Source organism: Sinorhizobium fredii USDA 205 (genome assembly GCF_001461695.1).
Lineage (GTDB): Bacteria > Pseudomonadota > Alphaproteobacteria > Rhizobiales > Rhizobiaceae > Sinorhizobium > Sinorhizobium fredii.
In genome coordinates, this window is record NZ_AUTC01000199.1 from 91053 (window position 1) to 105192 (window position 14140).

A 14140-nucleotide genomic window follows, 5' to 3' on the forward strand; every position below is an offset into this window, starting at 1 on the left:
AGGCACAAATGCACCTGCTTCTTGATCTTCTCGCGTCGCGGCCTTAACTCGAAATCATGCCGCATTTCGAAACCAACCACGTCGTCAAGCACTCGGCCGAAGAGATGTTCAACCTCGTCGCCGATGTCGAGCGCTATCCGGAGTTCTTGCCGCTTTGCGAGGCGCTGAGCGTGCGCTCGCGCAAGGAACGCGACGGCAAGGTCTTGCTGCTTGCTGACATGACGGTCGGCTACAAGGCGATCCGCGAGACGTTTACGACGCAGGTGCTGCTAAAGCCGGCCGAGCGGATGATCGACGTCAATTACATCGAGGGGCCGTTCAAGTATCTCGATAACGTCTGGCGGTTCGAGCCGGTTAGCGAGAACCAGTCGATTGTCCATTTCTACATCGACTACGAGTTCAAGAGCCGCATTCTGGGCGCCCTGATGGGCTCCATGTTCGATCGCGCTTTCCGCATGTTTTCAGAGGCCTTCGAGAAACGCGCTGACGTGATCTACGGTGCCTGAGCGATCTCCCTGAGGAGATTGAGCGCCGTTGTCACCGTTGCCAGGCGCACCGCATCGCGACCGATATCGCCATAGCGCATCTCGCGGAGAAGAAGATTGCCCGACCGCCCCGCCGCAGCGAGGTGGACAAGCCCGACCGGCTTCTCGGCCGAGCCGCCGCTTGGCCCCGCAATGCCCGTCACCGCGACCGCGAGATCGGCACCGGAGCGGGAGATGGCGCCCCGCGCCATTTCCGCGGCCGTTTCGCGGGAGACCGCGCCGTGGGCCGCGAGCGTCGCGGCGTCAACGCCGAGCATCTCGATTTTCGCCTCGTTGGAATAGGTGACGAAGCCGCGGTCGACGACGGAGGACGAGCCGGCAATTTCGGTCAGCGCAGCGGCGATCAAGCCGCCGGTGCAGGATTCGGCCGTAGCGATTTTCAGCCCGCGCGCGGTGAAGTCGGCAATGATGGCGCGCGCCGTCGCTTCGATGTCGGCCGGCCACATCAGGCCTTGGTCCCCGGCCCATAGACGACCGTTGCCGTGGCGATTGCCGCGATGCCTTCCCTGCGCCCGACGAAGCCGAGCGTCTCGTTGGTCGTCGCCTTGACCGAGCAGCGGTCGAGCGCAATGTCGAGCATGGCGGCGAGGCTCTCGCGCATCTGCTGGCGATGCGGGCCGACCTTAGGCGCTTCCGCGATCAGCGAAATGTCCGCGTTGGTGATGATGCCGCCGTGCTCGCGCACGATTCGTGCGGCATGCTCCAGGAAGATGCGCGAGGGTGCGCCCTTCCATTGCGGATCGGAAGGCGGGAAATGGTCGCCGATGTCGCCGGCGCCGCAGGTGGCGAGCAGCGCGTCGGTCAAGGCATGCAAGGCGACGTCCGCGTCGGAATGGCCGGAGAGCTTGCGGTCATGCGGTATGAAAACGCCGCAAAGCGTGACGCCGTCGCCCTCGACGAGCTGGTGCACGTCATAGCCGTTGCCGGTGCGCACATCCGGGATTGCGTGGTGGGTCAGCCTTTCATCGGCCATCGATATGTCTCTCTGAAGGGTGAGCTTGACGTTGTCCGGCGACCCTTCGACGAGCACGACCGGGATGCCCGCCCATTCGGCGATGGATGCGTCGTCGGTAAAGTCGCTCCGGCCGCTGGCACTTGCTGCCCGATGGGCGGAAAGGATTGACTCGAGGCGGAAACATTGCGGCGTCTGGGCGGCATAGAGGCCGGTCCTGGGCACCGTCTCCTCGACGAGGCGGCCGTCTGCCGCCCGTTTCAGCGTGTCGGCGACGGCGATTGCCGGCAGCACCGCCTCGGCCCCGCCTTCGAGCGCCGTGCGGCAACGGTCGAGCAGGGCATGGTCGATGAACGGGCGCACGGCGTCCTGGATCATCGCGTGCCGCGCGCCGGTATTGGCGAGCGCTTCAAGACCGGCAAGAACCGAGAGCTGCCGCGTCGCACCGCCGTGAACCACCGACACCGCGATCGGGCAGGACATCCGCCCGATCGCCGCGGCGAGAAGCGCCTCATCGTCCGGATGGATGACGACGACGACCGGTCCGATGCTCGGCCATGTCGCGAAAACGTCAAGTGTATGGGCGATAACGGGGCGATCGCCGATCGTGCGGTACTGCTTCGGGCCTTCTGCCGATTGGCCGGCGCGCTCGCCGCGGCCGGCCGCGACGACGACGACGCCACAGGAGAACTGTTCTTTCGGTTGCATTTTCTGTATGGGGTCCCGCAATTCGCCAATCTCCGCCGTCATGTACCGCGAAGGTTCCGTCATTGCCAGCCATCTGTGCATATCGCCCAAAAGCCTGCAACGGTAGGGGGCGATCGACCTGCATGGAAAGGATTTGAAGCGTGCCGACGCGCTTCAAGGAATTTTGTCCGGCGCGCGGAAATCGCTTGGCAAGCCGAACAACAATGTCTAAAAATAGTGCATCATAATTATGTGCCTGAAAGATATGCATTTGCCACCATCGGCCCTGTCATCGTCTCTCCGGATCGGGAATATTAAAATCCGCAATCGGGTGGCGCTCGCGCCGATGTCCGGTGTGACCGATTTGCCTTTCCGCATGCTCGCCTGGCGCTTCGGCGCCGGATTTGTCGTGACGGAAATGGTCGCCAGTCGCGAACTGGTCGGCAATGCCGCCGAATCCTGGGCGCGGCTAAGGAATTCCGGGATCGATCCCCACATCGTGCAGCTTGCTGGGCGAGAGGCCCACTGGATGGCGGAGGCGGCGAAAATCGTCGAGGCCAATGGCGCCGACATCGTCGACATCAACATGGGCTGCCCGGCAAAGAAGGTCACCGGCGGCTATTCCGGCTCGGCGCTGATGCGCGACCCGGATCATGCTCTCTCGCTGATCGAGGCGACGGTCAAGGCCGTCCGCGTCCCGGTGACGCTGAAGATGCGGTTGGGCTGGGACGAGAATTCCATCAATGCGCCGCTGATCGCGCGCCGGGCCGAGGAAGCGGGTGTGCAGGCGATCACCATTCACGGCCGAACCCGTATGCAATTCTATACGGGAAAGGCGGATTGGGATGCGATCCGCGCGGTTCGCGACGTGATTTCCATTCCACTGATCGCCAACGGCGACGTCGACACGATAACCGATGCCGTGGAAATCCTGCGTCGCTCGGGTGCCGACGCCGTCATGGTGGGCCGCTCGTGCCAGGGTCGGCCGTGGCATGCGGGCGTGCTGGCCGGTGCCGCAGATGGACCGGATGCAGCGGAAATCGCAGCCATATTCGTCGAACACTACGCGATGATGCTCGACTTCTACGGCTCGGAGATCGGTCTTCGCCATGCCCGCAAGCATGTCGGCTGGTATCTCGAGCGCTTCGCGCCGGGCCTGCCCGCCGCGCAAAAGGCAGAGATCCTGATGTCAAAGGACATGGAACTTGTGAGCGATCGGGTCGCGGCCGCGATTGCTTGCTCCGGCGTGGAGCCGATGAGGGGGGAGATAGCGGCATGACCGAAAAGGCAATGGCCCCGGAATCGGCGGAAGCCGCAAACGACCTGTCGATGGCTGTACTGAACGCCATACAGAACCCGGTCATTCTCGTCGACGAGAACGGCCATGTGGCCTTCGCGAATTGGGAGGCGGAGTCGTTCTTCGGGGCGAGCGCCAACCATCTGGCCCGTCACGATATCAGCGCCTTCATTCCCTTCGGCAGCCCGCTCCTGACGCTCATCGAACAGGTGCGCGAGCGGCGCGCGCCGGTCAACGAATACCGGGTCGATCTGAGCTCGCCGCGCCTTGGCGCCGACAAGCTTGTCGACCTCTACGTGGCGCCGGTGCTGTCGCAGCCGGGATCCGTGGTGATCGTCTTTCAGGAACGCTCGATGGCCGACAAGATCGACCGGCAGCTCACCCATCGCGCCGCCGCGCGCTCGGTGACGGGGCTCGCCTCGATGCTCGCCCACGAGATCAAGAACCCGCTATCCGGCATAAGGGGCGCGGCGCAGCTGCTCGAAACCTCGGCCAATGACGAGGATCGGGCGCTGACGCGGCTGATCTGCGACGAGACCGACCGCATCGTCTCACTCGTCGATCGCATGGAGGTGTTTTCGGACGAGCGGCCGGTTGACCGCGTGCCGCTCAACATCCATTCCGTCCTCGACCACGTGAAGGCGGTCGCCAAGGCGGGCTTTGCCCGCAACATCAAGATCTCCGAAAACTATGACCCCTCGCTTCCGTCGGTCTACGCCAACCGCGACCAGCTCGTCCAGGTATTCCTCAACCTGGTCAAGAACGCCGCCGAGGCGATCGGCGATCGGCCCGAAGGCGAGATCATGCTGACGACCGCCTACCGCCCGGGCATCCGGCTCTCGGTGGCGGGAACGCGCGAAAAGATCTCGCTTCCGCTGGAATTCTGCGTCCACGACAACGGGCCGGGCGTGCCCTCCGACCTGCTGCCGCATCTCTTCGACCCGTTCATCACGACGAAAACGAATGGCTCGGGCCTTGGGCTGGCGCTGGTGGCCAAGATCATTGGTGGCCATGGCGGCATCGTCGAGTGCGACAGCCAGCACAGCCGCACGACCTTTCGCGTTCTGATGCCGGCCTCCAAGGGACGGGCGGCAGACGACGTAACTCCGATGACAAAAGGAACCAATGCATGACCGGCGCCACGATCCTTGTCGCGGATGACGACGCAGCCATTCGCACCGTGCTCAACCAGGCCCTGAGTCGTGCCGGATACGATGTGCGCATCACATCGAATGCCGCGACTCTCTGGCGCTGGATCGCTGCCGGCGACGGCGACCTGGTCGTGACCGATGTCGTAATGCCGGACGAGAATGCCTTCGATCTCCTGCCGCGGATCAAGAAGGCCCGACCAGACCTGCCGGTCCTGGTGATGAGCGCGCAGAACACCTTCATGACCGCCATCAAGGCTTCGGAGAAGGGCGCCTACGATTACCTGCCGAAGCCCTTCGACCTGACCGAGCTGATCGGCATCATCGGACGGGCGCTCGCCGAGCCGAAACGCCGGCCCTCCAAGCTGGACGACGATTCGCAGGACGGCATGCCGCTGGTCGGCCGCTCCGCCGCCATGCAGGAAATCTACCGCGTGCTGGCCCGGCTGATGCAGACCGACCTGACGCTGATGATCACCGGCGAATCGGGAACCGGCAAGGAACTGGTCGCCCGCGCCCTGCATGACTACGGCAAACGCCGAAACGGTCCATTCGTCGCTATCAACATGGCGGCGATCCCCCGCGACCTCATCGAATCGGAGTTGTTCGGTCATGAGAAGGGGGCGTTCACCGGCGCCCAGACGCGCTCCACCGGCCGCTTTGAGCAGGCCGAGGGCGGAACGCTCTTTCTCGACGAAATCGGCGATATGCCGATGGATGCACAGACGCGCCTCCTGCGCGTCCTGCAGCAGGGCGAATATACGACTGTCGGCGGCCGCACGCCGATCCGCTCTGACGTGCGCATCGTCGCGGCGACGAACAAGGACCTGAAACAGTCGATCAACCAGGGTCTTTTCCGCGAGGACCTTTACTATCGCCTGAACGTCGTGCCGCTGCGCCTGCCGCCGCTCCGCGACCGTGCCGAGGATATTCCCGATCTCGTTCGGCATTTCGTCCAGCAGGCCGAAAAGGAGGGGCTCGACGTCAAGCGCTTCGACCAGGAGGCGCTGGAACTGATGAAGGCCCATCCCTGGCCCGGAAATGTTCGCGAACTCGAGAACCTCGTACGCCGCCTGACCGCACTTTATCCACAGGATGTGATCACCCGCGAGATCATCGAGAACGAACTGCGTTCGGAGGTGCCGGACAGCCCGATCGACAAGGCCGCGGCGCGTCCAGGCTCGATGTCGATTTCCCAGGCGGTCGAAGAGAACATGCGGCAGTATTTCGCAAGCTTCGGCGAAGCGCTGCCGCCGACGGGCCTCTATGACCGCGTGCTTGCGGAAATGGAGTATCCGTTGATTCTCGCGGCGCTGACGGCGACGCGCGGCAACCAGATCAAGGCTGCCGATCTCCTCGGGCTCAACCGCAATACGCTCCGCAAGAAGATCCGGGAGTTGGGCGTCTCGGTCTATCGGAGCTCACGCACCGCTTGACTGCTTTGCAACACCGTTGCATTTTCGCCACAATGCGTTGCTTGAAGGGCTCATAGGGCGGTCGATTCGATCTGCACCTGGGCAAGGCGGCTCGCGTGACGCGGTGAATGCCGGCGTCCGTCCGGCCGGCACGTTCAAGATCTTGGTCCGGAATTGCAGGCGGGTGCCGGTGTCTTCGGGGCGCCGGTTTTGGGGGAAGCTTTTTTCATGGTGGATGGAATGGCCTTGCCATTGGGCACGGAGGAGGGTGTTGCGGCTGCCCAGGATCGGCGAGCCTCCTTCGCGTTCCCGGGCCTGATGCTGGCCACCGGTGCGCTGGTCTGCGCCACCCTGTCGCTGCTCGTCCTCCTCGGCCTCACCCCGGTCCGGCCGGAACGAAACATCGTCATCGCCTGCGCCGGCGTCAACGGCGTCTTCGTCGTCGGACTGATCTATCTCATCGCTCGCGAAATCATCAGGCTGCTTCGCGCCCGCAGCAAGGGCAGGGCCGCGGCGCGGCTGCATGTGCGCATCGTCGCCCTATTCTCGATCGTCGCGATAACACCGGCGATCCTCGTCGCGATCTTTGCCAGCATCACCCTCGACGTCGGCCTCGACCGCTGGTTCTCGCTGCGCACCCAGGCGATCGTGCGCTCCTCGCTGAACGTCGCCCAGGCCTATGTTCTCGAGAATGCCAGCTATCTCCAGGGGCAGACGGTTTCGATGGCCAATGACCTCGAGCGCAACCGGCAGCTCTACGCCCTCGACCGCACCGGCTTCACCGAACTGATGACGCGGCAGGCGAGGGGACGCGGCATGCTCGGGGCATTCCTCGTTCGCGCCGACGGCAGTGCCATCCTCCAGGCCAATATCTCCACCGAGCGGCCCTTGCCCGCCATCCCGCAGGACGCGTTGAAAAGCACGGTCGCCGGCCAGCCGACGCTCATCCCCCCGGGGGTGACGAATCTGGTGGGCGCGGTCGTTCCGCTCGAGAATTTCCCCGGGATCTACCTCTACACGCTTCGAAACGTCGATCCCGAAGTCATGCGCTCCATGCGGCTGATGGAGGAGAACACCGCCGAGTACAAGGCGCTCGAGGCGGGGCGCACCTCGTTGCAGATCGCCTTTGGCGTTCTTTATATCGGCTTTGCGCTGATCGTGCTCTTGGCGGCAATCTGGACGCCATTGCCGTTGCCGACCGCATCGTTCGTCCGATCCGGCAGCTGATCGGCGCGGCGGACAGCGTCGCCTCCGGCAATCTCGACGTCGTCGTGCCGGTGCGCGCCGTCGACGGCGACGTCGGCAACCTGTCGCGCACTTTCAACAAGATGGTCAGCGAGATCCGGACGCAGCAGGACCAGATCCTTGTCGCCAAGGACGAGGTCGATCAGCGCCGCCGCTTCATCGAAGCGGTGCTTTCCGGCGTCACGGCGGCCGTGATCGGTGTCGGCCGGGACCGGCGCATCACGATCGCCAATCCCTCGTCGGAGGAATTCCTGCGAAAATCGGCTCCGGGACTGCTCGGCGCGAGCCTGCGCGAGGTGGCGCCGGAGATCGAGGAAGTGCTGGTCGAGGCGGAAAGCCGCTATCGCAACGACTACCGCAAACAGATCAACATCATGCGCGGCGGAACCGAGCGCACGCTGAACGTTCAGGTGACGCGTGAGGAGGGCGAGGGGTCGCTCGGCTCCTACGTCATCACCATCGACGACATCACCGACCTGGTCATTGCCCAGCGGTCGACGGCCTGGGCGGACGTGGCCCGGCGCATCGCGCATGAGATCAAGAACCCGCTGACGCCGATCCAGCTTTCGGCCGAGCGCCTGAAACGGCGCTATGGCAAGCAGATCGACCAGGAGGACAGGGCCGTCTTCGACCAGTGCACCGATACGATCGTGCGCCAGGTGGAAGACATCGGCCGGATGGTCGACGAGTTCTCGGCCTTCGCGCGCATGCCGAAACCGACGAAGGAAATGTCCGACCTGCGCGCAATCCTCAAGGATGCCGTCTTCCTGCGCGAGATGGGCAACAGCCACATCACCTTCATTCGCGATTTCGGCGATGAGGCGCTCGAGGGCCAGTTCGACGGCCGCATGCTCGGCCAGGCCTTCGGCAATATCGTCAAGAATGCGGTGGAGGCGATCGATGCTGTCCCGGCCGAGGCGGCGCGCGGCGCGCCCAGGATTTTGGTGCGCTCCCGTCGCGACGATGCCACGGGCCGCTTCGTGGTCGATGTCATCGACAACGGCAAGGGGCTGCCGACCGAGAACCGGCACCGGATTCTCGAGCCGTACATGACGATGCGCGAGAAAGGCACGGGGCTCGGTCTCGCGATCGTCAAGAAGATCATCGAGGACCATGGCGGACAATTGGAATTGCACGATGCACCGGCGGATTTCGACGGCGGCGTCGGGGCGATGATCCGCGTGATCCTGCCGCTCGCCGGCGAAACCGGGGGCGATGAGACTGTGAAGGATAAGGGTAATACCAATGGCGGCTGACATTCTGGTTGTGGATGATGAGGAAGATATCCGCGAGATCGTCTCGGGCATCCTCTCGGACGAGGGCCATGAGACACGGACGGCTTTCGATAGCGACAGCGCGCTCGCGGCGATAAACGACCGCGTGCCGCGGCTCGTCTTCCTGGACATCTGGATGCAGGGCAGCCGGCTGGACGGGCTGGCGCTGCTCGACGAGATCAAGGGCCGTCATCCGGACCTGCCGGTGGTGATGATCTCCGGCCACGGCAACATCGAGACGGCCGTTTCGGCGATCAAGCGCGGCGCTTACGACTTCATCGAGAAGCCGTTCAAGGCCGACCGGCTGATCCTGATTGCCGAGCGGGCTTTGGAGAACTCCAAGCTCAAGCGCGAGGTCTCCGAGTTGAAGAAGAGGTCCGGCGATCCGGTGGAACTCATCGGCACCTCGGTCGCGGTCTCGCAACTGCGCCAGACGATCGAAAAGGTTGCCCCGACCAACAGCCGCATCATGATCCAGGGACCCTCCGGCTCCGGCAAGGAACTGGTGGCGCGCATGATCCATCGCAAGTCGACGCGCGCGACCGGGCCCTTCGTGGCCTTGAATGCGGCCGCCATCACGCCGGACCGCATGGAGATCGCGCTCTTCGGCACCGAGGGCACGTCCGGTCAACCGCGGCGCACGGGTGCGCTGGAGGAAGCCCATGGCGGCATACTCTATCTCGATGAGGTCGGCGAGATGCCGCGCGAGACGCAGAACAAGATCCTGCGAGTGCTCGTCGATCAGCAGTTCGAGCGTGTCGGCGGCTCCAAGCGTGTCAAGGTGGACGTCCGCATCATTTCCTCGACCGCCTACAACCTCGAAAACATGATCGCGGATAGCCTCTTCCGGGAGGATCTGTATCACCGGCTGGCCGTCATCCCGGTGCGTGTTCCGGCGCTGGCGGAGCGGCGGGAAGATATCCCCTTCCTGGTCGACATGTTCATGCGACAGGTGAGCGAACATGCCGGCATCCGTCCACGCAAGATCGGCGAGGATGCTCTCGCCGTGCTCCAGGCGCATGACTGGCCCGGCAATATCCGGCAGTTGCGCAACAACATCGAGCGCCTGATGATCCTCGCCCGCAGCGACGGGCCGGATACGCCGATCAGTGCCGACATGCTGCCGAGCGAGGTGGGCGACACGCTGCCGAAGATTTCCGCCAAGGGCGACCAGCACATCATGACGCTGCCGCTGCGGGAGGCCCGCGAAATGTTCGAGCGGGATTATCTGATCGCCCAGATCAATCGCTTCGGCGGAAACATTTCGCGCACGGCCGAATTCGTCGGCATGGAGCGCTCGGCACTTCATCGCAAGCTGAAATCGTTGGGCGTCTGAGGCCACGAAGCTCCATGCCGAGAACCGCCTATGTGAACGGCGCCTATGTGCCGCATTCCGAAGCCGCAATCCATGTGGAGGATCGCGGCTTCCAATTTGCCGATGGCGTCTACGAAGTCTGCGAAGTGCGTCACGGCGTTATCGTCGATCTCAACCGCCACCTCGATCGCCTCGATCGATCGCTCAGCGAACTCAGGATAGGCTGGCCGATGAGCCGGGCTGCGCTCATCCATGTGATCCGTGAGGTGCTGCGCCGCAACCGGGTCGGCAACGGGCTCTTCTATCTTCAAGTGACGCGGGGGGTCGCCCGGCGCGATCACGTTTTCCCGGCGAAGGACACGCCGCCCTCGATCGTCGTCACGGCCAAGCGGACGGATGCCGCCGCGATCGCTCGGAAGAATGCCGAAGGCATCGCCGCGATAACCGTATTGGAGAACCGCTGGGACCGGGTCGATATCAAAACGGTGGGGCTCCTTCCAAATGTTCTCGCCCGCCAGAAGGCGAAGGAACTCGGCGCGCAGGAGGCGATCTTCGTCGATGCGGACGGCATGGTCAAAGAAGGAGCGGCGACGAATGTCTGGATCGTTGACGGCGAGGGAATGCTGCGCACCCGCCCGGCCGAGCACGGCATCCTGCGCGGCATCACGCGCACGACGTTGATGGACGTGGCGAAGCCGCTCGGCTTGACGATCGAGGAGAGAGCCTTTTCCGTCGAGGAAATGCTCGCCGCCCGGGAGGTGTTCGTCACGGCTGCGACGAGCATCTGCTTTCCGGTCGTTTCAATCGATGGAAAGACGATCGGCAACGGCCATCCGGGAAGCATAGCACAGAATATTCGTGAAGCCTTTTTCGACGTTGCGGAAAAGACGGCGATTTGATACCAAACTTGAAGAGGTGTCGGGGGAAGGCTTCTGTGACACTTCGGATCGCAAATTTGACAAAATGCACCGGCGCCAAAGCCGGCAAATAAGAAAGAAGCGGCGCGATGGCGGAACGTTCTCAAAACTTGCAGGATCTTTTTCTTAATACGGTTCGCAAGCAAAAGATTTCATTGACCATTTTCCTTATCAATGGCGTGAAACTGACGGGTGTCGTGACATCTTTTGACAATTTCTGTGTCCTGTTGCGCCGTGACGGCCATTCTCAGCTCGTCTACAAGCACGCCATCTCGACCATCATGCCGGGCCAGCCTTTGCAGATGTTCGAGAATGAGGAAGCGGCCTCCTGACGGGACCTGAGGACCATTACCAAACGCAATTCGAAATCGCCGTCGTCGATCATACCGGAGCTTGAAAAGCGCCGCGATGACATGCGCGCGGTCGTTGTCGTGCCGGTTCTGAAGAAGACGGGCAAGCCAGCCGCCGAAGTGGCGACGGCCAACACCCGTTCGGACGAAAGCCGGCTTGAAGAAGCGACCGGGCTTGCGCTCGCCATCGATCTCGACGTTGTGCACGGCACGATCGTTTCCGTCGCGCAGCCGAAACCCGGCACATTGCTCGGCAGCGGCAAGATCGAGGAGATCGGTCACATCCTGAACGAGAAGGATGCGGGCCTGGTCATCGTCGATCACCCTCTGACGCCGGTCCAACAGCGCAATCTCGAGAAGGAATGGAACGCCAAGGTCATCGACCGGACGGGGCTCATTCTCGAGATTTTCGGCCGGCGCGCCTCCACCAAGGAGGGCACGCTTCAAGTCGATCTGGCCCACCTCAATTACCAGAAGGGCCGGCTGGTTCGAAGCTGGACCCACCTCGAGCGCCAGCGCGGCGGGGCAGGCTTCATGGGCGGCCCGGGTGAAACGCAGATCGAGGCGGACCGTCGTCTCCTGCAGGAGCGGATCGTTCGGCTGGAGCGCGAACTGGAGCAGGTGCGGCGCACGCGCCAGCTGCATCGTTCGAAGCGCAAGAAGGTGCCCCACCCGATCGTCGCGCTGGTCGGCTACACCAATGCCGGCAAATCGACGCTCTTCAACCGGATGACCGGTGCAGGCGTACTGGCCGAGGACATGCTCTTTGCGACGCTCGATCCGACGCTTCGGCGCCTGAAGCTGCCGCATGGCCGGATGGTCATTCTGTCCGACACGGTCGGTTTCATCTCCGACCTTCCGACCCACCTCGTCGCGGCCTTCCGCGCAACGCTGGAGGAGGTGCTCGAAGCCGATCTGATCCTGCATGTCCGCGATCTTTCGGATCCGGACAACCAGGCGCAGGCAAGCGACGTGCTGCGCATCCTTACCGATCTCGGCATCGACGAGAAGGAAGGCTCAGAGCGTATCGTGGAGGTCTGGAACAAGATAGACAGGCTCGAACCGGAGGTGCGCGAGGCGCTGGTGAAGAAAGCGGCGAGCGCCGAAAACACCATCGCCGTTTCCGCGATCACCGGCGAAGGCGTTGCCGATCTGCTTGCTGAGATCGGCGGGCGGCTTTCCGGCGTCATGACCGAGTGCACTGTCGCGTTGGGGTTGGACCAGCTGCAGCTCTTGCCCTGGATCTATGAGCACGCGATCGTCGATGGCCGCGATGATCTCGAAGACGGAAGGATCAGCCTCGACCTGCGCTTGACCGCGGCCGAGGCCGCCGAGCTCGAAAGGCGGCTGGGCAACGGGCCAAAGCCCGCCGAAGAGGATTGGTGATCGACTTCACGTAACGGCATGCCGCTACGTCAATTGCCTTTCGATCGCCTTTGCCGCCTGCCAGAGTTCTTCCATGCGCTCCAGCGATGCGGCATCGAGTGTCTCGCCGCCCGCCTGCAGTTGCTGTTCGATATGGCTGAACCTGCGCCGGAATTTCGTGTTGGTGCCACGCAATGCCATTTCCGGATCGGTGCCGACATGGCGGCCGATATTGACGAGCGCGAAGATCAGATCGCCGAGCTCGTCGGCGACCTTGCGTCGGTCGCCATCTTTCAGCGCCTGGCGCAGCTCGCCGATTTCCTCCTCGACCTTGTCGAGGATTGGAGCGGGTTCGGACCAGTCGAAGCCGACCTTGGCGGCGCGCTCCTGGAGCTTCAGGGCCTCGACCAGCGCCGGAAAGCTGCGCTGCACGGAACCGAGATGGCCGGAATGCTCCTCGAGCGGCGAGCCTCGCCGCAGGCGGCGCGCGTGCCGGTCGGCCTTCTCGGCCTGCTTGATCTCGTCCCATTGCAGCTTGACCGCCTCGGGCGTATCGGCATCGGAGCGGGCAAAGACATGCGGATGGCGGCGGATCATCTTGCGTGTGACGGCTTCGACCACGTCGCCGAAGGAGAATTCGCCAGCTTCCTCCGCCATCTGTGCGTGATAGACCACCTGCAGCAGCAGATCGCCGAGCTCGTCGCAAAGGTCGTCCATGTCATGGCGCTCGATCGCGTCGGCGACCTCGTAGGCTTCCTCGATCGTGTAGGGCTTGATCGTCTCGAAGGTCTGGACGATATCCCACGGGCAGCCGGTCTTCGGGTCGCGAAGGGCGACCATGATATCGATCAGGCGTTGAATGTCGCGAGAAGGTTCCATCGGACTCAATTCAGCGGTATGGCGTTGTTGTCCTTGCCCGCCTGATAGGCTTCCGACAGGCGGTTGTAGCGTTCGCGGATGCGGGTGTCCTGTGCCGCGAGCCGCTTCGCCGTTTCCGGATCGGCATCGCGCATCAGCGCCGCAATCGAGGCCGATTTCCAGAACGTATTTTCCTGGGCATAGCCGCCGGGTTCAAGCCGGAAGACCTCCTTGAGGATCTTCAGGTCGTGCGGGATCGAGAAGCTGTCGCGCGAATCCTCGTGGCTGAAGAGGTAGTAGAAATTGTCGAAGCCGGCCCAGGTGATCGCGGAGAGGCACATGGAGCAGGGCTCGTGCGTCGACAGGAAGACCAGGTCGCGCGTGTCGGGCTTCTCCGCCATCTCGTAGAAGCGCTTCAGCGTGTGGACTTCACCATGCCACAGCGGATTTTCGGTCTCGTTGTTGGTCTCGGCCAGCACCAGCGAGAGATCGGACTTGCGCAGGATCGCGGCACCGAACACCTTGTTGCCGGCCGCCACACCCTTTTCGGTCAAGGGAAGTATGTCGTTCTCGATGACCGCCAGCAGGCGCTCTGCCAATTCGGATTGCTTCATGCTGCAGTCTCCGCACATGTCTGCCGGCATTTAACGGAGGTTCGGCGGTTGGCGCAATGCCGGTTCCGATGCGGTTGGTGATCATCGTCCGGAGATATTTGCTCAAAAAGATTGGCTGTCGAGCAAAACAATACGTGGCCGGAAAGCCATAGAAATTT

Annotated in this window: 12 protein-coding genes and 1 pseudogene; 9 read left to right on the forward strand and 4 right to left on the reverse strand. The window is 63.1% G+C overall.

Annotation, left to right across the window (positions count from 1 at the left end; genetic code table 11):
• Nucleotides 1-56: 56 nt before the first annotated feature.
• Nucleotides 57-506, forward strand: a complete 450-nt coding sequence (locus tag N181_RS29260; RefSeq protein WP_037393488.1) for a type II toxin-antitoxin system RatA family toxin — start codon at nucleotides 57-59, stop codon at nucleotides 504-506.
• Here the strand turns inward: N181_RS29260 and N181_RS29265 are convergent.
• Complete coding sequence (locus tag N181_RS29265; RefSeq protein WP_037393487.1) at nucleotides 494-991, reverse strand: CinA family protein; 498 nt, start codon at nucleotides 989-991, stop codon at nucleotides 494-496. The genes N181_RS29260 and N181_RS29265 overlap by 13 nt on opposite strands.
• Complete coding sequence (locus N181_RS29270) at nucleotides 991-2205, reverse strand: bifunctional 2-C-methyl-D-erythritol 4-phosphate cytidylyltransferase/2-C-methyl-D-erythritol 2,4-cyclodiphosphate synthase (RefSeq protein ID WP_037393490.1); 1215 nt, start codon at nucleotides 2203-2205, stop codon at nucleotides 991-993. The genes N181_RS29265 and N181_RS29270 overlap by 1 nt, the downstream gene beginning before the upstream one ends.
• Before the next feature lie 229 nt (nucleotides 2206-2434).
• On the opposite strand from N181_RS29270, the gene dusB reads away from it, so the two are divergent.
• The 8 genes and pseudogenes from dusB to hflX all read left to right on the forward strand — a co-directional run bounded on the left by dusB (nucleotide 2435) and on the right by hflX (nucleotide 12531).
• Nucleotides 2435-3463, forward strand: a complete 1029-nt coding sequence (gene dusB, locus N181_RS29275; protein WP_080579998.1) for a tRNA dihydrouridine synthase DusB — start codon at nucleotides 2435-2437, stop codon at nucleotides 3461-3463.
• The gene (locus N181_RS29280; protein WP_037393483.1) at nucleotides 3460-4614 is read left to right on the forward strand and encodes a two-component system sensor histidine kinase NtrB; all 1155 of its coding nucleotides are present in this window, start codon (nucleotides 3460-3462) and stop codon (nucleotides 4612-4614) included. Before dusB ends, N181_RS29280 begins: the two co-directional genes overlap by 4 nt.
• Nucleotides 4611-6065 carry a nitrogen regulation protein NR(I) gene (gene ntrC, locus N181_RS29285; protein WP_012707855.1) on the forward strand — a complete coding sequence of 485 codons (1455 nt, stop codon included), beginning with the start codon at nucleotides 4611-4613 and terminating at the stop codon, nucleotides 6063-6065. Before N181_RS29280 ends, ntrC begins: the two co-directional genes overlap by 4 nt.
• Nucleotides 6066-6228: 163 nt before the next feature.
• Nucleotides 6229-8545, forward strand: a pseudogene (locus N181_RS29290) (sensor histidine kinase NtrY-like).
• Nucleotides 8535-9899: a two-component system response regulator NtrX gene (gene ntrX, locus N181_RS29295; protein WP_014328161.1), complete on the forward strand. Its 1365-nt coding sequence runs from the start codon at nucleotides 8535-8537 to the stop codon at nucleotides 9897-9899. The pseudogene N181_RS29290 and the gene ntrX overlap by 11 nt, the downstream one beginning before the upstream one ends.
• Nucleotides 9900-9913: 14 nt before the next feature.
• A complete protein-coding gene (locus tag N181_RS29300; RefSeq protein WP_014328162.1) occupies nucleotides 9914-10777 on the forward strand; it encodes a D-amino-acid transaminase in 864 nt (287 codons plus the stop codon).
• 107 nt (nucleotides 10778-10884) lie between these two features.
• Nucleotides 10885-11127, forward strand: a complete 243-nt coding sequence (hfq, locus tag N181_RS29305; protein WP_003535434.1) for an RNA chaperone Hfq — start codon at nucleotides 10885-10887, stop codon at nucleotides 11125-11127.
• 81 nt (nucleotides 11128-11208) lie between these two features.
• Nucleotides 11209-12531, forward strand: a complete 1323-nt coding sequence (hflX, locus tag N181_RS29310; protein WP_014328163.1) for a GTPase HflX — start codon at nucleotides 11209-11211, stop codon at nucleotides 12529-12531.
• Between the two features lie 24 nt (nucleotides 12532-12555).
• On the opposite strand, the gene mazG is transcribed toward hflX, so the two are convergent.
• Complete coding sequence (mazG, locus tag N181_RS29315) at nucleotides 12556-13389, reverse strand: nucleoside triphosphate pyrophosphohydrolase (protein ID WP_014328164.1); 834 nt, start codon at nucleotides 13387-13389, stop codon at nucleotides 12556-12558.
• A gap of 5 nt (nucleotides 13390-13394) precedes the next feature.
• On the reverse strand, nucleotides 13395-13982 hold the full coding sequence (locus N181_RS29320) for a deaminase (protein WP_014328165.1): 588 nt from the start codon (nucleotides 13980-13982) through the stop codon (nucleotides 13395-13397).
• Between the last annotated feature and the right edge of the window lie 158 nt (nucleotides 13983-14140).

Coding starts and splice junctions, on each gene's coding strand:
- N181_RS29265 (WP_037393487.1), bottom strand. CDS start 991: ATGTGGCCGGCCGACATCGAAGCGACGGCGCGCGCCATCATTGCCGAC.
- N181_RS29260 (WP_037393488.1), top strand. CDS start 57: ATGCCGCATTTCGAAACCAACCACGTCGTCAAGCACTCGGCCGAAGAG.
- hflX (WP_014328163.1), top strand. CDS start 11,209: ATGCGCGCGGTCGTTGTCGTGCCGGTTCTGAAGAAGACGGGCAAGCCA.
- N181_RS29300 (WP_014328162.1), top strand. CDS start 9,914: ATGCCGAGAACCGCCTATGTGAACGGCGCCTATGTGCCGCATTCCGAA.
- N181_RS29270 (WP_037393490.1), bottom strand. CDS start 2,205: ATGCAACCGAAAGAACAGTTCTCCTGTGGCGTCGTCGTCGTCGCGGCC.
- dusB (WP_080579998.1), top strand. CDS start 2,435: ATGTGCCTGAAAGATATGCATTTGCCACCATCGGCCCTGTCATCGTCT.
- ntrC (WP_012707855.1), top strand. CDS start 4,611: ATGACCGGCGCCACGATCCTTGTCGCGGATGACGACGCAGCCATTCGC.
- N181_RS29280 (WP_037393483.1), top strand. CDS start 3,460: ATGACCGAAAAGGCAATGGCCCCGGAATCGGCGGAAGCCGCAAACGAC.
- ntrX (WP_014328161.1), top strand. CDS start 8,535: ATGGCGGCTGACATTCTGGTTGTGGATGATGAGGAAGATATCCGCGAG.
- hfq (WP_003535434.1), top strand. CDS start 10,885: ATGGCGGAACGTTCTCAAAACTTGCAGGATCTTTTTCTTAATACGGTT.
- N181_RS29320 (WP_014328165.1), bottom strand. CDS start 13,982: ATGAAGCAATCCGAATTGGCAGAGCGCCTGCTGGCGGTCATCGAGAAC.
- mazG (WP_014328164.1), bottom strand. CDS start 13,389: ATGGAACCTTCTCGCGACATTCAACGCCTGATCGATATCATGGTCGCC.